Source organism: Bradyrhizobium sp. 157 (assembly GCF_023073815.1).
In the GTDB taxonomy this organism is placed as follows: domain Bacteria; phylum Pseudomonadota; class Alphaproteobacteria; order Rhizobiales; family Xanthobacteraceae; genus Bradyrhizobium.
The window spans coordinates 39,185-59,805 of the sequence record NZ_JADPKF010000027.1 but is presented as its reverse complement, the minus strand read 5'-3'; the positions used below and the strand labels follow the sequence as shown (position 1 = coordinate 59,805).

Genomic DNA, 20,621 nt, shown 5'->3' with positions numbered 1-20,621 from the left:
CCGCCGGGCCGCAACGGCAAATCATCAAGAAAACGTCTTGGCGTAACCTTCGACCACGCTCTTCAGCTTGGCCGCGAGATCATCGGAGAGATCGCGGCTGTCGCGGATGCCGTTGAGGATCTCGACGTTTTTGCCGCGCAGCAGCGACAAGAGGCCGTCCTCGAAGGCGCGCACCTTGTTGAGCGGAAGCGGGTCGAGATAGCCGTTGGTGCCGGCCCAGATCACGCAGACCTGCTCTTCCATCTTCAGCGGCGAGAACTGCGGCTGCTTCAGAAGTTCAGTCAGGCGCGAACCGCGGTTCAGAAGGCGCTGGGTCGAGGCGTCGAGGTCGGAGCCGAACTGCGCAAAGGCCGCCATTTCGCGGTACTGCGCCAGCTCACCCTTGATCTTGCCGGCGACCTTCTTCATCGCCTTGGTCTGCGCCGAGGAGCCCACGCGCGACACCGACAGACCGACGTTCACCGCGGGACGGATGCCCTGGAAGAACAGGTCGGTTTCCAGGAAGATCTGACCGTCGGTAATCGAAATCACGTTGGTCGGAATGTAGGCCGACACGTCGTTGGCCTGGGTTTCGATGACCGGCAGCGCCGTCAGCGAGCCCGAGCCCTGGTCCTTGTTGAGCTTCGCTGCGCGCTCGAGCAGGCGGGAGTGCAGGTAGAACACGTCGCCCGGATAGGCTTCGCGGCCCGGTGGGCGGCGCAGCAGCAGCGACATCTGGCGGTAGGCGACGGCCTGCTTGGACAAGTCGTCATAGATGATGACGGCGTGCATGCCGTTGTCGCGGAAGTACTCGCCCATGGTGCAGCCGGTGAACGGCGCGATGTACTGCATCGGCGCCGGGTCGGATGCGGTGGCAGCGACGACGATCGAATATTCCAGCGCGCCCTGCTCTTCCAGCACCTTGACGAACTGGGCAACGGTCGAGCGCTTCTGGCCGATCGCAACGTAGACGCAATACAGCTTGATGTTCTCGTCCGGCTGCGCGTTGAGCGGCTTCTGGTTCAGAATGGTGTCGAGCGCGATCGCGGTCTTGCCGGTCTGGCGGTCGCCGATGATCAGTTCGCGCTGGCCGCGGCCGACCGGGATCAGCGCATCGATCGCCTTGAGGCCGGTCGCCATCGGCTCGCTCACCGACTTGCGCGGAATGATGCCGGGCGCCTTGACGTCAACGCGCATGCGCTTGTCGGCCTGGATCGGGCCCTTGCCGTCGATCGGGTTGCCGAGCGCGTCGACGACGCGGCCGAGCAGACCCTTGCCGACCGGCGTATCGACGATGGCGCGGGTGCGCTTGACGGTCTGGCCCTCCTTGATCTCACGGTCGGCACCGAAGATCACGATACCGACGTTGTCGGTTTCGAGGTTCAGCGCCATGCCGCGGGTGCCGTTCTCGAATTCGACCATTTCACCGGCCTGAACGTTGTCCAGACCGTAGACGCGGGCGATACCGTCGCCAACGGACAGCACCTGCCCGACTTCGGTGACCTCAGCCTCCTGGCCGAAATTCTTGATCTGGTCCTTGAGGATCGCGGAAATTTCCGCGGCGCGGATGTCCATCAGCCTGCCTCTTTCATCGCGTGCTTGATCGAATTGAGTTTGGTGCGAAGCGAACTATCCACCATGCGGCTGCCGAGCTTGACCACAAGGCCGCCAATGATGGAGGGGTCGACTTTCACGTTGAGCGCGACGTCTTTGCCCGTCACCGATTTCAGTGCGGTCTTCAGCGCGTCGAGATTCTTGTCACTGAGCTGTTCGGCGACGGTGACGTCGGCGGTCGCCTCGCCCTTGAACTTAGCCACCAGCGCGCGGAAGGCGCGGATCACATCGGCCACGGCGAACAGCCGGCGGTTTGCGGTCAACACCTTAAGGAATTTGGCGGAAATGCCGGTAATTTCGGCCTTATCAAGCAAGGCATTGAGCGCCCTGGCCTGCGCGTCTGCCGAGAAGACCGGGCTGCGGACGAGGCGCTTGAGATCGGCGCTTTCGTTCAGCATGGCCTCGAATCTCTCGAGGTCGGCCTTTACCGCGTCGACGGATTTCTCCTCGCGCGCCAACTCGAACAAGGCCGTAGCATAACGGCCGGACACTCCCGAAACGGACGGATCTTCAGCAGCCACAGAGTCGCTCTTTTCAGATGTCAAACTCGCAAGGGAAAAACCGTCGCCACGGGTAGCGGCGCCTAGCGATCCAAGCCCTTGGAATTCAAGCGGGACTTCGATTTTCGACCGGCACGAGAGGTGCCGGGATCGTTAAAATCGCGGCTTTGCTAACATAGCGAGCGCGCAGGTGCAACATGACCGCGTGTTCAGGCGGTGCCTTGTCGCACGTCAATTTTCAGGCCCGGTTTCAGGCCCGGGTCGAATGCGGTTTGATGGGGAATCGGTGCGCCGGAATGACTCCGCCGGTGCACGCGATCTGGAGTGGTCCCCGACTGGCCAATTTGTTCCGCCCGTATTTGCATGGCGGCTATGACCGATAGCGTTCGGAACGAACCGCCCTGATCCTCTCCATTTGCCCTTTACTTACCTTAATCTGTCCACGCATGCGAATGACCGTATTCGCGAGTAATGGACAGTATTGAATTAGTTAAAAATTTGTTAACACGCAAGATTACGGAATATCGCTCGATTAGCGATCTCGGTAACATGATATGTCACCCCGAGACATTCCCGATTTACTGCCCAATTCATGCCTCATTGCCTCATCAAACGGCCCTCACTGAAACTGGGACGGGGGTTCCATTTGCCACGCATGTGGCAATACTATCTGAGGGCTAGTTTAATGTTGCATACCAATAAAGTTGTGCCGGGAACTCTAACCCGGTCGCGCACGGCGCTTGCCTTGATCGCCGCAACTCTCCTGGTCGGTGGCGCCGTCACCGAAGCTTCTGCAAAATCCAGGCATCACCGCCATCACGCCAGCCACGCTCACAAGGCCAAGAGCAGTAATTGGCTGGACGCCAATGCCTCGATCAGCCCGTCGGGCTCCGGGCACGGCTTCTCGGGCAAGGCCTCCTTTTACGGCAATGAATCCGGCAGCAAGACTGCCTCTGGTCAGCGCTTCAATCAGAACGCCATGACCGCGGCCCATCGCTCGCTGCCGTTCGGCACCAAGCTCCGCGTCACCCATCGCGGCCAGAGCGTCATCGTCACGATCAACGACCGTGGTCCTTTCATCCGAGGACGCGTGCTCGACCTCTCCAAGGGCGCAGCCCGGGCCATCGGCCTGACCGGCGCTGGCGTTGGGCACGTCACTGCCGAAGTCGTCTCGTAAAGCGCGCGATCGCGCGCCTTTTCCGGTCCATCAGATCGCGTAAGCGTTGCGTTGCGTAACCGTCGCGGAACCTTCCGCGGCAACAAAGGCCTGCCGTCGCAAATGACGGCAGGCTTTTTTGTTTTCACAGCTATTTCCCCGTCATTGCGAGCCAACGGGTCGCGCGAACGCGCGCCCCGATGACAGACTCCGCGAAGCAATCCATCCCTCCGCGCATGAGGAGAGATGGATTGCTTCGTCGCTTCGCTTCTCGCAATGACGGGGGGAGACGTTGCTGCAGCTACAAAAAGCTCTGCGGATCGACATCGACCTCGAGCTTGAGGTTGCCCTTGGTCTTCGGCCCGGCGGTGAGCCACTCGCGCAAATATTCCGAGAGGTCGACATTGCGCAGCGACTTCACCAGGATCCGGAACCGATAGCGGCCCTTGATCACTGCAAGCGGCGCTTCGGCGGGTCCCAGCACCTGGATGCGTTCGTCGATCGGGGCCACAGCGGCGAGGCGGCGCGCAAAGCCTTCCGCGGTCGGCCGGTCGCCCGCAGAAATGATCAGGCTGGCGAGCCGGCCGAACGGCGGATAGCCGGTGCGCTCGCGGGAGTCGATTTCGCTGACGTAAAACGCCTCACGGTCGTTAGCGACCAACGCCTTCATCACGGGATGTTCGGGCTGATGGGTCTGCAAGTAGCCAACACCGCGGCCCTGATCGCGTCCCGCACGCCCGATCACCTGATTGAGCAGTTGGAAGGTGCGCTCGGCAGCGCGCGGATCGCCATTGCCGAGGCCGAGATCCGCATCGATCACCCCGACCAGATTGAGCCGCGGGAAATTATGGCCCTTCGCGACCAGTTGCGTGCCGATGATGATATCGACGCGGCCTTCCGCGATCTCGTTCAGCTCGCTGCGCATGGTCTCGATCGAGGTGATCAGATCGCTTGACAGCACCATGGTGCGCGCTTCCGGAAACAGCGCAGCCGCCTCTTCCTGCAGCCGCTCGACGCCGGGGCCGACCGCGACCAGCGATTCCTCAGCCTGGCAATGCGGGCAGATATTTGGGCGCGGCATCGAGAAGCCGCAATGATGGCAGACCAGCCGCTGGCGAAAGCGGTGATCGACCAGCCAGGCATCACAGATCGTGCACGCGAAGCGATGGCCGCAAGCCCGGCACAGCGTCAGCGGCGCGTAGCCGCGGCGGTTGAGGAACAACAGCGCCTGTTCGCGCTTCTCGATCGCGAAACGAATTTGCTCGGCGAGCGGCGGCGAGATGAAGCGGCCGCGCGGCGGCGGAGCGCGTCGCAAATCGATCGCTTCGATATGCGGCATGTGTTGGCCGCCGAAGCGGGACGGCAGCGCGACGCGCTGATAGCGTCCCTTGCGCGCGTTGACTTCGGTTTCGACCGACGGCGTCGCGGACGCCAGCACGATCGGGATTTTGGCGATATGCGCGCGCACCACTGCCATGTCGCGGGCGTGATAATGCGCGCCGTCATCCTGCTTGTAAGCCTGGTCGTGCTCTTCATCGACGATGATCAGGCCCAGATCCGCATAGGGCAGAAACAGCGCCGAGCGCGCGCCGACCACGACCGGCGCTTCACCCGCCGATATCGCCGCCCAATTGCGCTGCCGCGTGCGCGGCGTCAGTTCGGAGTGCCATTCCAGCGGGCGCACGCCGAAACGCTGGGCGAAGCGGTCGAGGAATTGCCCGGTCAGCGCGATCTCCGGCATCAGGATCAGCGTCTGCTTGCCGCGCCGGACGACTTCCGCAATCGCCTCAAAATAGACTTCCGTCTTGCCCGATCCGGTGACGCCGTCGAGCAGCGCGACGTGGAACGTGCCGTTGGCAGCGAGCGCTCGCATCATGTCCACCGCCGCGCGCTGCTGGTGGGAAAATTCCGGCTGCGCAAAGGACGGATCGGGCGCCGGCGGCGCCAGTGGCGGCGGCATCGCCTCTATGGCCAGGGTCCCCTCATCGACGAGGCCGTCGACCACGCCTGAGCTGACGCCGGCTTCTCGCGCCGCATCCGACTTGCCGTGCAAAAGGCCGTCCGACAGCACCTCGATCAGCCGCCGCCGCGCTGGCGTCAGGCGCTGCGGCGCTGGGCCCACCAGCCGCACGCCGAGGCGCATCCGTTCGGGTCCCAGATTTTCGCCCATCCGCAAAGCCATGCGCAGGACCATGCCGCGCGCGGACAGCGTGTAGTTGGCGACCCAATCGACGAGGCTGCGCAATTCCTCCTTGAGCGGCGGCACGTCGAGCTTTTCGCCGACGTCCTTCAGGCGGTTGTGCAGCCGCGGATCGGGATTGGCGTTCTCCGCCCACACCACCGCCACCACCTCCCGCGGCCCGAGCGGCACGCAAACGACATCGCCCGCCTTCAGCTCCATGCCGCGCGGCACGCGGTAGGAATAGTTTTGATTGAGCGCGACCGGCACCAGCACGTCGACGACGCGAGTCGAGGCGGCCGATGAGCTGGTTTGGCGGGTGGCGTGGTCCATCAGGGGAATCAGGCTTGGGGTTTTCGGAGCGAGGCTAGCGCCGCCCCGGCCAGTTAGCGAACGGTAAACGAAAGAGGTGCGATATAATGCGCTGAATCACCGTCTCCAAGGCAAGCTCTCAAGGCAAGAATGATGGCCAGGGAAGTTCCGGCACTGCAAGCGGTCGAGCTCGAATGCGCCGACGAGGGCCTCGCGCAGGAGATGACGCGCTGGCTGACGCATCTGCGCGCGGAACGGCGGCTGTCGCCGAAGACGCTTGAAGCCTACGCCCGCGACCTCCGCCAATGCCTCACCTTCCTCGCCGAGCATTGGGGCACCCAAGTCACGCTGAAGAAGTTTGCGGCGCTGGAGGCCACCGACGTCAGGGCTTTCATGGCGATGCGTCGCGCCGACGACATCGCCGGGCGCTCGCTGATGCGGGCGCTGGCTGGCCTGCGTTCGTTCGGCCGCTATCTCGAACGGGAGGGCAAGGGCAAGGTCGGAGCTCTGTCCGCGATCCGCGCGCCGAAAATTGCAAAAAGCCTGCCGAAGCCGATCCAGATGGCCGCCGCCAAACGCTTTGCCGATGCCGACGAGCGCGCCGGCGAGGAGCGCGATCCCTGGATTCTCGCGCGCGACGCCGCGGTGATGGCGCTGCTCTATGGATCAGGCCTGCGCATTTCCGAAGCGCTGGGACTGAAGCGCCAGGACGTGCCAAGACCCGGCGAAGGCGACGTCATTATCGTCACCGGCAAAGGCAACAAGACCCGCATGGTGCCGGTGCTGCAAAACGTGCTGGCACTGATCGCCGATTACGTTGCGATGTGCCCGCATTCATTACCGCCGGCCGGCCCGATCTTCGTCGGCGTACGCGGCGGGCCGCTTTCCCCGCGAATCATCCAGCTCACCATGGAGCGATTACGTGGCGCACTCGGCCTGCCCGACAGCGCCACCCCGCACGCGCTGCGGCATTCTTTCGCAACACATCTGCTCAGCCGCGGCGGTGATCTGCGCGCGATCCAGGAACTGCTCGGCCACGCCTCGCTCTCGACCACGCAGATCTACACCGGGATCGACAGCGAACGGCTTTTGGAAGTGTACCGCACCGCGCATCCGCGCGGATGAATTATTAGGCGCTCGCGCCGACACACTCCCGTCACATCGATGGTTTCTTGAGTGACCGCTTGCGCTCGCGTTGCGGTTCCGGCAATCGTACGCCGTCAATTGGCAGGAGGAGAATCATGGGTGGTGCACATGAAAGCATGGAGCATGCGGAGCACGCTGAGCATGCTTCAGGCTCGAACAAGAAGATCGCGCTGCTGATCGCGGTGATCGCCTTGTTTCTGGCGCTGTCGGAAACGCTCGGCAAGGGCGCGCAGACCGAAGCCATCAGCAAGAATGTCGAGGCTTCGAACCTCTGGGCGTTCTTCCAGGCCAAGAGCATCCGCCGCACCACGGTCCAGGCCACGGCGGAGCACGCCAAACTCAGCCTAGGGACCATCGGCGATGATGCTGCGAAAGCGGCCCTGCAAAAGCAGATCGACGACTGGAACAAAACCGCGGCGCGCTACCGTTCGGAGCCGGAGACCGGGGAAGGTTCGGAACAGCTCGCCGCACGCGCCAAGCATGCCGAGCACGAGCGCGACCTCGCGACGGCAAAGTACCACCACTACGAAATCGCCTCGGCCGCGTTCCAGATCGGGATCGTGCTGGCGTCGGCCACCATCATCACCGGCATGATAGTGCTGGCCTGGGTCTCCGGCGTACTGGCGATTGCCGGCATCGGTATCACCGCACTCGGCCTCTACGCGCCGCATCTTTTGCATTTGCATTGAATGTCATCACCCGCGAAAGCGGGTGATCCAGTACGCCGCGACGTCTCGGCTCAAGCACTATTGTCTCTGGGATACTGGGTCGCCCGGTCAAGCCGGGCGACGACAGCAAGAAGCTACCGCGCTTCGTGCACGCTCTTGCGAAAACGTGCGATCGTGCGCAGCATGCGCGATGACCAGCTATCACCGTCGCCGCGCAAAATTTCCCGGATGCGCTGCTTGATTGGATAGACCAGGGCGGCCGCCTTGGCGCGCATCGCCAGGATGAACTCATAGATGTTTTTGAACCACGCCATCTGCAGCAGCTTCGGCCGCGTCACGTCGAAGATAAACGCGGTGACGCCGACGCTGAGGAATTTGCCGAGCACGAAAACGACGGCGGCGCTGAGCCAATATTCATTCGCCAGCAGCCACAAGCCGACCAGCTTGAGCGGAAACAGCGGAATCACCGGCACGGCAAATACGATCAGCGTCATCGCCGGCGACAGCGCATCGACGCGGTCGGACAGCCATTGCTTGAAGGCGCGAAGCGGGATCAGCGCAACGATGCGCTCGACGATCGGCTCGAGATGATCCCACAGCCATGCTTCGATCAGAAAGATGACCGCAAGCAGGACCCAGAACGGCTGAAACAGGCGACGCATCATCTAAGTGGTCTCTACCCGCTTCTGCCGGGTTCAATCACATATGGATGGCACGTTTGCCGACCCCAAGCGCGGCTTCCTTGATCGCTTCCGAGCGGGTCGGATGCGCATGACAAGTCCGCGCCAGATCCTCGGCAGAGCCGCCAAACTCCATGAGAACAGCGGCTTCATGGATCATTTCGCCGGCTTCGCGGCCGACAATGTGCACGCCGAGCACACGGTCGGTCTTCGCATCCGCGAGAATCTTCACAAATCCGTCAGTGGTCTGGTTGACCTTGGAGCGGCCGTTGGCGGTGAACGGGAATTTGCCTGAGGTGTAGGCGACGCCGGCCTGCTTCAGCTCTTCCTCGGTCTTGCCGACCGACGACACTTCCGGCGTGGTATACACGACGCCTGGGATCACATCGTAGTTCACGTGGCCCGCTTGCCCTGCGATGATTTCGGCGCAGGCGACGCCTTCGTCCTCCGCCTTGTGCGCGAGCATTGGCCCCGCCACGACGTCGCCGATCGCATAGACACCCTTCACGCTGGTCGAAAAATGCGCATCGATCTGCACACGGCCGCGACTGTCGAGCGCGATACCGGCTTCCTTGCACCCGAGGCCTTCGGTGTAGGGCACGCGGCCGATGCAGACCAGCACCACGTCGGTCTCAATCGTTTCCGCTGCGCCGCCCGCCGCCGGCTCCACCGTCGCCTTCAACGTCTTGCCGGAAGCGTCGACCGCCGTCACCTTGGCGCCGAGCTTGAATGCAAAGCCCTGCTTTTCGAGGATGCGCTGGAATTGCTTTGCGACTTCCCCATCCATGCCGGGCAGGATGCGATCGAGGAATTCGACGACCATGACCTCAGCGCCAAGCCGTTTCCAGACCGAGCCGAGCTCCAGCCCGATCACGCCGGCGCCGATGATCAGAAGCCTCTCCGGCACCCTGTCGAGCGACAGCGCGCCGGTCGACGACACGACACGCTTCTCGTCGATCTCGATGCCCTTGAGCCGCGCGATGTCGGAGCCGGTGGCAATGACAATGTTCTTGGTCTCGACCGTCTGCGACTTGCCGTTACTGCTGACCTCGACCTTGCCGGCGCCGAGAATCTTGCCCGCGCCATAGAGGACGTCGATCTTGTTCTTCTTCATCAGGAACTCGACGCCCTTGACGTTGCCGTCGATGCCCTGCTGCTTGAAATTCATCATCGCCGGCAGATCGAGCTTCGGCGTGGAGACGCTGACGCCCATCTTGGCAAAGGAGTGCTCGGCCTCCTCGAACATTTCGGATGCGTGCAGCAGCGCCTTCGACGGCATGCAGCCGACGTTGAGACAGGTGCCGCCCAGCGTTGCGTTCTTCTCGACCACGGCCACCTTCATGCCGAGTTGCGCCGCGCGCACCGCGCAGACATATCCGCCCGGACCGGTGCCGATGACGACGAGATCGTAGGAAGCCATGATGAAGTCCTGTAGCTGAGAAAGGTGTCAGGTATTACCGGCCGCCCGATACATCAAGGATGGCGCTGGTGACGTAGGAAGCCTCGTCCGAAATCAGCCAGACGATGGCATTGGCGATTTCTTCCGCAGTGCCGACGCGCTTCATCGGCACCATGTGAGCGAGCCGATGCGCGCGATCGGGCTCGCCGCCTGAGGCATGAATCTCGGTATCGATGAGTCCAGGCCGGATCGCCGCGACGCGAATGCCCTCGCCGGCGACCTCATGGCCGAGACCGATGGTGAAGGAATCCACCGCGCCCTTGGACGCCGCATAATCGACATACGTATTGGGTGAACCGAGTTTCGCCGCGACCGAGGAAAGATTGACGATGACGCCGCCCTCGCCGCCGTTGCGGGTCGACATTCGCTTCACGGCTTCGCGCGCGCATAAAATGCTGCCGGTCACGTTGACCGCCATCATGCGCTGAATGCGCTCGGCCGACATGTCCTCGACCCGCGCCGACGGACCGACGATGCCGGCATTGTTGACGAGCGCGCCGAGCGTTCCGAATTCGTCCGATGCCTTGAACAGCGCGAGAATGTCGGCCTCGCTGCCGACATCGCATTTCACGGCAATCGCCTTGCCGTTCTTCTGCTCGATCAGCGAGACGACTTCCTCCGCCGCCGCCTGATTGCTGGCGTAGCCGACCACGACACGAAAGCCGCGCGCGGCGGCAGCGAGCGCGGTGGCGCGGCCGATGCCGCGGCTGCCGCCGGTGATTACAACAACCTTGTCCGTCACATCAGCCCCCAACGCCTGAGTTTCATACGGCATCCTCGTCTCATGATTTCGGAGACTGTGTGATTGTCCAACTGGTCGTAAGATCGGGATTCTCGACCGTCTCACCCGTCGATCGTAGTCTGTATTGCCCCGGTCTGGCCGCCTGAAACGCTCGAAGATCCGGCGGTAACCTCATGGTCTGTCCTGTCCACAACTTGCCTTCACACACAATTGCAATGCCTCCGGGGTTCGCGCTGACGATCCGCCCCCAACATTGAACCTGCGACGTCACCGTCTTTTCGTCCGCTGCAAGGTAGGTGATGCCTGCCAGGACCAATTGGCCGACGAGACCGTCCCCTTCCTCCTGATCCCATGGAGGCGGACCGCCATCGGGAAATTCCGATCGCACCCAGGGCGGGCGCGCTGAAGCATCATCCACAGCAACCCGCAATCTAGAGATCCAGCACGAGCCGCGCCGGATCTTCCAGGCTCTCCTTGACCCGAACCAGGAACGTCACGGCCTCCTTGCCGTCGATGACGCGGTGATCGTAGGACAGCGCCAGATACATCATCGGGCGCACCTCGATCTTGCCGCCGACCACCATCGGCCGCTCCTGGATTTTGTGCATGCCCAAAATGCCGGATTGCGGCGCGTTCAGGATCGGCGTCGACATCAGCGAACCGTAGATGCCGCCATTGGTGATGGTGAAGGTGCCGCCCTGCATTTCGTCGATCTTGAGCTGGCCGTCGCGCGCGCGACGGCCGAAATCGGCGATCGACTTTTCGATGTCGGAGATCGACTTGTGGTCGCAGTCGCGCACCACGGGCACGACCAGGCCCTTGTCGGTGCCGACGGCCACGCCGATGTGGTAGTAGTTCTTGTAGATCAAATCGGTGCCGTCGATCTCGGCGTTGACGGCCGGGATGTCCTTCAGCGCCTGCACCACCGCCTTGGTGAAGAAGCCCATGAAGCCGAGCTTGCTGCCATGCTTCTTCTCGAACACGTCCTTGTACTGCGCCCGCATCGCCATGATGTGGCTCATGTCGACCTCGTTGAAGGTCGTCAGCATCGCAGCCGTGTTCTGCACGTCCTTGAGCCGCCGCGCGATCGTCTGGCGCAGCCGCGTCATCTTCACGCGCTCTTCGCGCGCGGCGTCGTCGGCCGGCGATGGCGCGCGCACCTGCACGGACGCGGCTGGTTGATGGACCGGGGTCGGCGCCGATGCCGCCTTCTCGATCGCGGCCAGCATGTCGCCCTTGGTGACGCGGCCGTCCTTGCCCGAGCCGGGAACGGTTGCGGCATCGATGCCGCTCTCGGCGGAGAGCTTGCGAACCGACGGCGCCAGCGGCGCATCCGATGCTGCAGCCTTCGGAGCCGCAGCAGGGGCGGCGGCGGGCGCGGCAGCCGGGGCGGCGGTCTTGGCGGGCGCGGCCGCCGCCGGCTTGGCGGCGCCGGCCGCGCCTTCGTTGATCTGCCCGAGCAGCGCGCCGACGGCGACGGTCTCGCCATCCTTGGCCGCGATCTCGCCGAGCACACCGGCCGATGGCGCCGGCACCTCGATGGTGACCTTGTCGGTCTCGAGCTCGACCAACGGCTCATCCACCGCCACCGCTTCGCCGGCCTTCTTGAACCAGCGGCCGATGGTGGCTTCCGTCACGGACTCGCCGAGCGTCGGAACACGAATTTCAGTCATGGTATGGTTTCCTCAGTAACCTTTAAGCCTGATCAGTTCCAAAGTAGTCATCGCCCGCGAGGGCGGGCGATCCAGTACGCCGAGACGGTCATGATCGAATTCTAACGGCGCCGGGTACTGGATGCCCCGCCTTCGCGGGGCATGACGGAATGCTAGTTCAGCGCCTCATCCAGCATGGCCTTGAGCTGCGCCAGATGCTTCGACATCAATCCGGTGGCGGTTGCTGCCGAGGCGGCACGGCCGGCGTAACGCGGACGCCGGTTCGGCGCGTGGATCTGGTTCAGCACCCATTCCAGATAGGGCTCGATGAAATGCCATGCGCCCATGTTGCGCGGCTCTTCCTGGCACCAGACCACTTCGGCATTCTTGAAGCGGCCGAGCTCCTGCACCAGCGCCTTCAGCGGCACCGGATAGAGCTGCTCGATGCGCAGGAGATAGATGTCGTCGACGCCGCGCTTTTCGCGCTCCTCGTAGAGGTCGTAATAGACCTTGCCCGAGCACAGCACGACGCGGCGGATCTTGTCGTCCGGCACCAGCTTGATCTTCTCGTCGGGCAGCATCTGCGCGTCATCGTACAGAATGCGGTGGAAGGTGGTGTCCGCGCCCAGTTCGTCGAGCTGCGAAACCGCGCGCTTGTGCCGCAACAGCGACTTCGGCGTCATCACGATCAAGGGCTTGCGGATCTCGCGATGCAACTGGCGCCGCAGCACGTGGAAGTAATTCGCCGGCGTGGTCGGATACACCACCTGCATGTTGTCTTCGGCGCACATCTGCAGGAAACGCTCGAGCCGCGCCGAGGAGTGCTCCGGTCCCTGCCCTTCATAGCCATGTGGCAGCAAGCAGACGAGACCGGACATGCGCAGCCATTTGCGTTCGCCGGATGAGATGAACTGGTCGAACAGCACCTGCGCACCGTTGGCGAAGTCGCCGAACTGGGCTTCCCACATCGCCAGCGCCTTCGGCTCGGCCAGCGAATAACCGTACTCGAAGCCGAGTACCGCCTCTTCGGACAGCAGCGAGTTGATGACCTCGTAGTGGCCCTGATCGTGGCCAAGGTGGTTGAACGGCGTGTAGCGGCTCTCGTCTTCCTGGTCGATCAGCACCGAATGGCGCTGCGAGAAGGTGCCGCGTTCGGAATCCTGGCCGGATAGTCGGACGTGGTGGCCTTCCTGCATCAGCGTGCAAAACGCCAGCGCCTCGCCAGTCGCCCAATCGATGCCGACGCCATTATCGATTGCCTTGGCGCGGTTTTCCAGGAAACGCTGGATGGTCCGGTGAACCCGGAAACCATCCGGCACCTTGGTGATTTTGCGGCCGATATCCTTGAGGATACGGACATCGACGCCGGTGACGCCGCGGCGGGCATCTTCTTCCTGGTCGGCGGATTTGAAGCCGGCCCATTTGCCGTCGAGCCAGTCGGCCTTGTTGGGCTTGTAGCCGGAGCCTGCCTCGAGCTCGGCATCGAGCCGCGCGCGCCAGTCGGCCTTCGCCTTCTCGACCTCGCCTTCGGTCAGCACGCCGTCGGTGACCAGGCGCTTGGCGTAGAGTTCGAGCGTCGACGGATGCGAGGCGATGTGCTTGTACATCACCGGCTGGGTAAACGCCGGCTCATCGCCCTCGTTATGGCCGTGCCTGCGATAGCAGAACATGTCGATCACGACCGGCTTGTGGAATTTCTGCCGGAACTCGATCGCGACCTTCGCCGCGAACACCACAGCTTCCGGATCGTCGCCGTTCACGTGGAAGATCGGCGCATCGATCATCTTCGCCACGTCGGACGGATATGGCGAGGAGCGCGAATAGCGCGGATAGGTGGTGAAGCCGATCTGGTTGTTGACGATGAAATGCAGCGAGCCGCCGGTGCGGTAGCCCTTCAGGTCGGAGAGGCTGAAGCATTCCGCCACTACGCCTTGGCCGGCGAACGCGGCGTCGCCGTGCAGCAGCAGCGGCAGCACCGAGATGCGCATGTCGGGCGGATCGCCGTGCTGGTCCTGCTTGGCGCGCACCTTGCCGAGCACGACGGGGTCGACGATTTCCAGATGCGACGGGTTGGCGGTCAGCGACAGATGGATCTTGTTGCCGTCGAACTCGCGGTCGGACGACGCGCCGAGGTGATACTTCACGTCGCCGGAGCCTTCGACGTCCTCAGGATTGGCGGAGCCGCCCTTGAATTCATGGAACAGCGCGCGGTGCGACTTGCCCATCACCTGCGTCAGCACGTTGAGGCGGCCGCGATGCGGCATGCCAAGCACGATTTCCTTCACGCCGAGATTGCCGCCACGCTTGATGATCTGCTCCAGCGCGGGGATCAACGACTCGGCACCGTCGAGGCCGAAACGCTTGGTGCCGGTGAATTTGAGATCGCAGAATTTTTCGAAACCTTCGGCTTCGATCAGCTTGTTGAGGATGGCGCGGCGCCCTTCCGGCGTAAAACTGATTTCCTTGTCCGGTCCCTCTATGCGCTCCTGGATCCAGGCCTTCTGCGCGGCGTTCGAGATGTGCATGAACTCGACGCCAAGGGTCTGGCAGTAGGTGCGCTCGCAGATCGTGACGATCTCGCGCAGCGAGCCGTATTCGAGGCCGAGCACATGGTCGAGGAAGATCTTGCGGTCGAAGTCCGCCTCGGTGAAGCCATAGGTGCGCGGATCGAGCTCTTCGCGATCGCGCGGCGCTTCGATGCCGAGCGGATCGAGCTTGGCGTGGAAATGACCGCGCATGCGGTAGGCGCGGATCAGCATCAGGGCACGGACCGAATCGCGCGTCGCCTGGTTGACGTCGGCAGGGGATAGTTCGGCGCCCTTGGCCTGCGCCTTGGCGGCCAGCTTGGCGCCGACGACCTTCTCGACAGTGATCCAGTTACCGTCCAGAGCCGAGGTCAGTTCGTCCTGCGGCGTGATCGGCCAGTTGTCGCGGCCCCAGGACGGCCCCTCGGCGTTCTTCTGGACGTCGGCCGGGGTGTCTTTCAGGCTCTTGAAGAATTCCCGCCAGTCGCTGTCGACCGAGCCGGGGTCCTGCTCGTAGCGGGCGTAGAGCTCGTCGATATACGTGGCGTTGGTGCCCTGCAAAAATGATGAAAGGGCAAATGCTGCGTTCGCGTCCTGGCGAGACATGATGACGTCCTGGTGAGTTTCGCTTTGCGCGTGGAAAACGGCGCTGTAGCCGGTCCGGGAGGCCCGAACCAGCTCGGTAAGAAGCTTTACCCTATTTAGGGCGGATATTCCCGCCTAAAAGAACCAAGGAATGAATTAAGACTTCAATTTTTCGGCAAGGGTATGTCCAAGCCGTGCCGGCGACGGAGATACCGTAATTCCGGCCGCTTCCATGGCCGCCGTCTTGGATCCGGCGTCGCCCTTGCCACCGGAGATGATCGCGCCGGCATGACCCATACGGCGGCCGGGAGGGGCGGTGACGCCGGCGATGAAGCCAACCATCGGCTTTTTCCGGCCGCGCTTGGCCTCGTCCTTGATGAACTGGGCGGCGTCTTCCTCGGCCGAGCCGCCGATTTCACCGATCATGATGATCGAGGTGGTCTTGGGGTCGGCCAGGAACATTTCGAGCACGTCGATGAATTCGGTACCTTTGACCGGGTCGCCGCCGATGCCGACCGCGGTGGTCTGGCCGAGGCCCTCCTGGGTGGTCTGGAACACGGCCTCATAGGTCAACGTGCCCGATCGCGAAACGATCCCGACGCTGCCCGGCTTGAAGATATTGGCCGGCATGATGCCGATCTTGCACTCGCCCGCGGTCATCACGCCCGGGCAGTTCGGCCCGATCAGGCGGGATTTCGATCCCGACAACGAACGCTTCACGCGCACCATGTCGAGCACCGGAATGCCCTCGGTGATGCAGACGATCAGCGGAATTTCCGCATCGATCGCTTCGCAGATCGCGTCCGCCGCGCCCGGCGGCGGAACGTAGATCACGCTGGCGTCAGCGCCGGTCTTCTCGCGCGCCTCACGAACGGTGTCGAAGACGGGCAAGCCGAGATGCGTCGAGCCGCCTTTGCCCGGCGAGGTGCCGCCGACCATCTTGGTGCCGTATGCGATCGCGGCTTCCGAATGGAACGTGCCGTTCTTGCCGGTGAATCCCTGGCAGATGACTTTGGTGTTGCTGTCGATCAGAACGGACATGATTGCGAACGCTTTCTTCGGTGACCGTGAACGAGGGGGTTAATGAATGCGCCGGTACGTGCCGGTGAGCACGTCGGCCCATCCTTCGGCATCAGGCGAGAACTGGATCTTCATGGTGTAGTTGTTGTCATCGACGACTTCGTAGACATGACGCGCATTGCCGCGCAGCGAGCCGCGCACGAGGGTCAGCTTGTTGCCGACCCAGGCGCCGGAGGCCGGCGCCGGCGAATAGTAGCCGAGCGAATCGTGCCAGAATAATTTGTAGGTCCGGTCGTCGCGGTCGTAGGTGAACACGCCGTGGGTGGCGAACGTCTCCTTGCCGTCGCGCATCTGACGGGTGTCCTGAATCAGGTAGAAGCCGTTGAGATCGACGCGCGCAACCACATGCGATGTCGCCGGACCGCCCGCGGTCCAGCGCGACGGATAGACCATTTCCTCGCCCGCCCACTCGCCCGCAAAAACCGCGAGCCGGCGGTGTTCTTCCAGCGGTGTCGGAGCGGCGAGACGGTCAGCCATCGCTAGCCTCCCTTGACGGCTTTCACGATTTTCTGCGCGGCATCGTCCAGATTGTCGGCCGGCACCACATTGAGGCCGGATTCGCGGATGATCTGCTTGCCGGCGTCGACATTGGTGCCTTCGAGCCGCACCACCAGCGGAACTTTCAGGCCGACTTCCTTCACCGCAGCGACCACGCCTTCAGCGATGATATCGCACTTCATGATGCCGCCGAAGATGTTGACCAGGATGCCCTTCACGTTCGGGTCGGCGGTTATGATCTTGAACGCCGCCGCCACCTTCTCCTTGCTGGCGCCGCCGCCGACGTCGAGGAAGTTGGCGGGCTCCATGCCGTAGAGCTTGATGATGTCCATGGTCGCCATCGCAAGGCCGGCGCCGTTGACCATGCAGCCGATGGTTCCGTCGAGCGTCACATAATTCAGATCATACTTCGACGCCTCGACTTCCTTGGCATCTTCCTCGGTCAAATCGCGCAACGCCACCGCCACCTCGGGATGGCGGAACAGCGCGTTGTCATCGAACGACACCTTGGCATCGAGCACGCGCAGTTCGCCCTGCTTGGTGACGACGAGCGGATTGATCTCCAGCATCGCCATGTCCTTGGCAACGAAGGCGGTGTAGAGCTGCGTCACCAGCTTCTCCGCCTGCTTGGCGAGATCACCGGTAAGGTTCAGGGCTTTCGCGACCGTGCGGCCGTGATGACCCATGATGCCGGTTGCCGGATCGACCGAGAAGGTCACGATCTTCTCAGGCGTGTTATGGGCGACCTCTTCGATATTGACGCCACCTTCGGTCGAGACCACGAACGCGACTTCAGACGTTTCGCGGTCGACGAGGATCGAGAGATAAAACTCCTTGTCGATGTCGGAGCCTTCCTCGATGTAGAGGCGGTTGACCTGCTTGCCCTGCGGGCCGGTCTGCACCGTGACCAGCGTCGCCCCCAGCATCTGCTTGGCGAATTCGTTGACCTCGGCGACGGATTTCGCGATGCGGACGCCGCCCTTGTCGCCGGCGGAAGCTTCCTTGAATTTGCCCTTGCCGCGGCCGCCGGCATGGATCTGGCTCTTCACCACCCAGATCGGGCCGGGAAGCTGTTTGGCGGCGGCTTCCGAATCCGAGGCCTTCAAAACAGGCACGCCGCGGGAAATCGGCACGCCGAATTCATGCAGCAGAGCCTTGGCCTGGTATTCGTGGATATTCATTTGGACGCTCCCCAAAACGCTTAGCGGCGAATTCTACAGTTCACCGGCATTGGTAGTTGGCATACCATATACCAATATAACTGCAACCCTGAAAACGCTTTCGCCCCTGGCGAGGGGCGAAAGCTGTACGAAATCAACGACCGAGCAGATCGGGCGCGATCTTCTTGCAGGCGTCGACTAGGCCCTGCACCGCGCCGACCGACTTGTCGAAGGCTTCGCGATCCTTGCCGGCCAGCTCGATCTCGACGATGCGCTCGACGCCCTTCGAGCCGATCACGACGGGAACGCCGACATACATGTCCTTCACGCTGTACTCGCCGTTGAGATAGGCGGCGCAGGGCAGCACGCGCTTCTTGTCCTTCAGATAGCTCTCGGCCATCGCGATCGCCGAAGCGGCCGGCGCGTAGAACGCCGAGCCAGTCTTCAGGAGGTTGACGATCTCGGCGCCGCCGTTGCGGGTGCGGTCGACGATCTCGTCGATGCGTGCCTGCGAGGTCCAGCCCATCTTGACGAGGTCGGGCAGCGGAATGCCGGCGACGGTGGAGTAGCGCGTCAGCGGCACCATGGTGTCGCCATGGCCGCCGAGCACGAAAGCGGTGACGTCCTCGACCGAGACGTGGAATTCGTCGGCCAGGAAATAGCGGAATCGCGCGGAGTCGAGCACGCCAGCCATGCCGACCACCTTCTTGTGCGGCAGGCCGGAAGCCTTCTGCAGGGCCCACACCATCGCATCCAGCGGATTGGTGATGCAGATCACGAACGCGTCGGGGGCGTACTTCTTGATGCCGGCGCCGACCTGCTCCATGACCTTGAGGTTAATGCTCAAGAGATCGTCGCGGCTCATGCCGGGCTTGCGCGGCACACCGGCGGTGACGATACAGACCTTGGCGCCATCGAGCGCCTCATAGGAATTGGCCCCTGTCAGATTGGCGTCGAAGCCGTCGACCGGCGAAGATTGCGCGATGTCGAGCGCTTTGCCCTGCGGCACGCCCTCGGCGATATCGAACATCACGACGTCGCCGAGCTCCTTCAGGCCGACGAGGTGAGCCAGCGTTCCGCCGATCTGACCGGAGCCAATCAAAGCAATCTTGTCGCGCGCCATGGGAAATTTGTCCTTCTGAGACGAAGAGTGAGGGGTGGATAATCAGCCGGATGGCTGGTTATCCCTTTCGAATGGCCGGTTCAAGCCGGGGCATGCCCAATTCTAAGGCCGCGCCTTGAATTCGGTCAGGTATGCCAAGAAGCGTTGTCATTCCGGGGCGCGCACAGCGCGAACTATGGGGCGCCCTTGCGCCCCTGAGAATCTCGAGATTCCGGGTCTGGTCCTTCGGACCATCCCGGAATGACAACAATCACTACGTCTCCACCAGCCCCGTGCTCGATCCGCTCGCCGCGGAATCCTTCCGGCCGTGCGGGAGCGCCAGATAGGATTCGGAACTCATCTCGATCAGCCGCGACGCGGTCCGCTTGAACTCGTTGGCTTCAACGCCCTCGGCAGCGACATACAGCGAGACCGGATCGGCTTCGGCCGAGGCCATCAGCTTCACCGCGTTGTCGTAAAGCGTGTCGATCAGCGAAATGAAGCGCTTGGCGGCGTTGCGCGCGGCGTAATTCATCACCGGAATGCGGTCGATCAGGATGGTATGATAATCGTGCGCCAGCCGCAGATAATCCGACGCGGCCAGCGGCTTTTCGCAGATATCGGCAAAGGAAAATCGCGCCACGCCGTGCGCCGAACAGGGCACGCGCAGAATGCGACCCTTGATCGCGATATCGCGCGGCTTGCACGGCGCGTTGCCGGTCATCTTGCGCCAGGCACGGTCGAGCGCGGCGCCGGCTTCATCATCCGGCGGCACCAGCCACATCTTCACGCCGGCCAGTTTTTCCAGCCTAAAGTCAGTGCGTGCATCGAGCCGCAGCACATCCATGCGGTCTTCGATCTGCGAAATGAACGGCAGGAACAGCGCGCGGTTGAGGCCCCCTTTGTAAAGATCTTCGGGCGCGACGTTCGAAGTCGCCACGACCACGGTGCCGAGTTCGAACAGTTTGGAGAACAGCCGCCCCAGGATCATGGCGTCGGCAATGTCGGTGACGTGGAATTCGTCGAAGCACAACAGCCACGCCTCGTCGAAGATGGCGTTGGCCGTCAGCTCGATCACGTCGCTATCTGCGATTTCACCGCGCGCGATGTTCTGGCGATAGGCATAGATCTTCTCGTGCGCCTCGGCCATGAACTCGTGGAAATGGGCGCGGCGCTTGCGCTGGACCGGGCTCTGCTGAAAGAACAGGTCCATCAGCATGGTCTTGCCGCGTCCGACCTCGCCGTGAATGTAGAGCCCGCGCGGCGGCGGCTCGCTTTTGTCGCCGAACAATCGGCCGAGCAGGCTTAGCTTGCGCGCCGGCTTGTAGCTCGACAGCCGCTCCTCAAGTGCGGCAAACGCCTCGGCAACTTCCGCCTGCGCGCGATCGGCCTCGATCGCGCCGGAGGAAACCATTGCCTGATATTGTGCGCGGAACGAGGTGGGGTCAGTCGACAGCATGGCCCCCTTTCGGCCTCAAGCGTGCGGAAATTGCAAGCCGTGAATTGGTGCTGGGGGTATGCAGATGAAGCCATTCCTGGATCGTCATACCCCGCGAAGGCGGGGTATCCAGTACGCCGCGGCCT

Annotated in this window: 16 protein-coding genes; 3 read left to right on the top strand and 13 right to left on the bottom strand. The window is 62.9% G+C overall.

What is annotated here, in order from left to right; genetic code table 11:
- Window positions 1-24 precede the first annotated feature (24 nt).
- Window positions 25-1,554, bottom strand: coding sequence for a F0F1 ATP synthase subunit alpha (gene atpA, locus IVA95_RS06435; RefSeq protein WP_247509750.1), 1,530 nt, complete (start codon window positions 1,552-1,554; stop codon window positions 25-27).
- Entirely contained in the window at window positions 1,554-2,114 is a 561-nt protein-coding gene (locus tag IVA95_RS06430; RefSeq protein ID WP_247509749.1) for a F0F1 ATP synthase subunit delta, read from the bottom strand. The genes atpA and IVA95_RS06430 overlap by 1 nt, the downstream gene beginning before the upstream one ends.
- A 664-nt stretch (window positions 2,115-2,778) precedes the next feature.
- Between IVA95_RS06430 and IVA95_RS06425 the strand changes: the two genes are divergently transcribed.
- Window positions 2,779-3,270 carry a septal ring lytic transglycosylase RlpA family protein gene (locus tag IVA95_RS06425; RefSeq protein WP_247509748.1) on the top strand — a complete coding sequence of 164 codons (492 nt, stop codon included), beginning with the start codon at window positions 2,779-2,781 and terminating at the stop codon, window positions 3,268-3,270.
- A 280-nt stretch (window positions 3,271-3,550) separates the two neighbouring features.
- On the opposite strand, the gene IVA95_RS06420 is transcribed toward IVA95_RS06425, so the two are convergent.
- Window positions 3,551-5,761, bottom strand: coding sequence for a primosomal protein N' (locus IVA95_RS06420; protein ID WP_247509747.1), 2,211 nt, complete (start codon window positions 5,759-5,761; stop codon window positions 3,551-3,553).
- Between the two features lie 132 nt (window positions 5,762-5,893).
- Between IVA95_RS06420 and IVA95_RS06415 the strand changes: the two genes are divergently transcribed.
- Both IVA95_RS06415 and IVA95_RS06410 read left to right on the top strand, forming a co-directional pair.
- Window positions 5,894-6,865: a tyrosine recombinase XerC gene (locus IVA95_RS06415; RefSeq protein ID WP_247509746.1), complete on the top strand. Its 972-nt coding sequence runs from the start codon at window positions 5,894-5,896 to the stop codon at window positions 6,863-6,865.
- Between the two features lie 116 nt (window positions 6,866-6,981).
- Window positions 6,982-7,575, top strand: a complete 594-nt coding sequence (locus tag IVA95_RS06410; protein ID WP_247509745.1) for a DUF4337 domain-containing protein — start codon at window positions 6,982-6,984, stop codon at window positions 7,573-7,575.
- A 113-nt stretch (window positions 7,576-7,688) separates the two neighbouring features.
- Here the strand turns inward: IVA95_RS06410 and IVA95_RS06405 are convergent, their stop codons facing one another.
- From IVA95_RS06405 to zapE, 10 genes are all read right to left on the bottom strand, one after another.
- Window positions 7,689-8,219, bottom strand: a complete 531-nt coding sequence (locus tag IVA95_RS06405; RefSeq protein ID WP_247509744.1) for a hypothetical protein — start codon at window positions 8,217-8,219, stop codon at window positions 7,689-7,691.
- 34 nt (window positions 8,220-8,253) lie between these two features.
- Window positions 8,254-9,654 (bottom strand): dihydrolipoyl dehydrogenase, encoded by a 1,401-nt coding sequence (gene lpdA, locus IVA95_RS06400; RefSeq protein ID WP_247509743.1) that lies wholly within the window; start codon window positions 9,652-9,654, stop codon window positions 8,254-8,256.
- A gap of 34 nt (window positions 9,655-9,688) precedes the next feature.
- Complete coding sequence (locus tag IVA95_RS06395; protein WP_247509787.1) at window positions 9,689-10,435, bottom strand: SDR family oxidoreductase; 747 nt, start codon at window positions 10,433-10,435, stop codon at window positions 9,689-9,691.
- A gap of 431 nt (window positions 10,436-10,866) precedes the next feature.
- Window positions 10,867-12,108: a 2-oxoglutarate dehydrogenase complex dihydrolipoyllysine-residue succinyltransferase gene (gene odhB, locus IVA95_RS06390; protein WP_247509742.1), complete on the bottom strand. Its 1,242-nt coding sequence runs from the start codon at window positions 12,106-12,108 to the stop codon at window positions 10,867-10,869.
- Window positions 12,109-12,260: 152 nt separating this feature from the next.
- Complete coding sequence (locus IVA95_RS06385) at window positions 12,261-15,218, bottom strand: 2-oxoglutarate dehydrogenase E1 component (RefSeq protein WP_247509741.1); 2,958 nt, start codon at window positions 15,216-15,218, stop codon at window positions 12,261-12,263.
- A 135-nt stretch (window positions 15,219-15,353) separates the two neighbouring features.
- Window positions 15,354-16,238 (bottom strand): succinate--CoA ligase subunit alpha, encoded by an 885-nt coding sequence (sucD, locus tag IVA95_RS06380; RefSeq protein ID WP_247509740.1) that lies wholly within the window; start codon window positions 16,236-16,238, stop codon window positions 15,354-15,356.
- A gap of 39 nt (window positions 16,239-16,277) precedes the next feature.
- Window positions 16,278-16,754: a DUF1579 family protein gene (locus tag IVA95_RS06375; protein WP_247509739.1), complete on the bottom strand. Its 477-nt coding sequence runs from the start codon at window positions 16,752-16,754 to the stop codon at window positions 16,278-16,280.
- Window positions 16,755-16,756: 2 nt separating this feature from the next.
- Entirely contained in the window at window positions 16,757-17,956 is a 1,200-nt protein-coding gene (gene sucC / locus IVA95_RS06370; protein WP_247509738.1) for an ADP-forming succinate--CoA ligase subunit beta, read from the bottom strand.
- A gap of 133 nt (window positions 17,957-18,089) precedes the next feature.
- Window positions 18,090-19,058 (bottom strand): malate dehydrogenase, encoded by a 969-nt coding sequence (gene mdh, locus IVA95_RS06365; protein ID WP_213250947.1) that lies wholly within the window; start codon window positions 19,056-19,058, stop codon window positions 18,090-18,092.
- A 253-nt stretch (window positions 19,059-19,311) separates the two neighbouring features.
- The gene (gene zapE, locus IVA95_RS06360) at window positions 19,312-20,496 is read right to left on the bottom strand and encodes a cell division protein ZapE (RefSeq protein WP_247509737.1); all 1,185 of its coding nucleotides are present in this window, start codon (window positions 20,494-20,496) and stop codon (window positions 19,312-19,314) included.
- Window positions 20,497-20,621 lie beyond the last annotated feature (125 nt).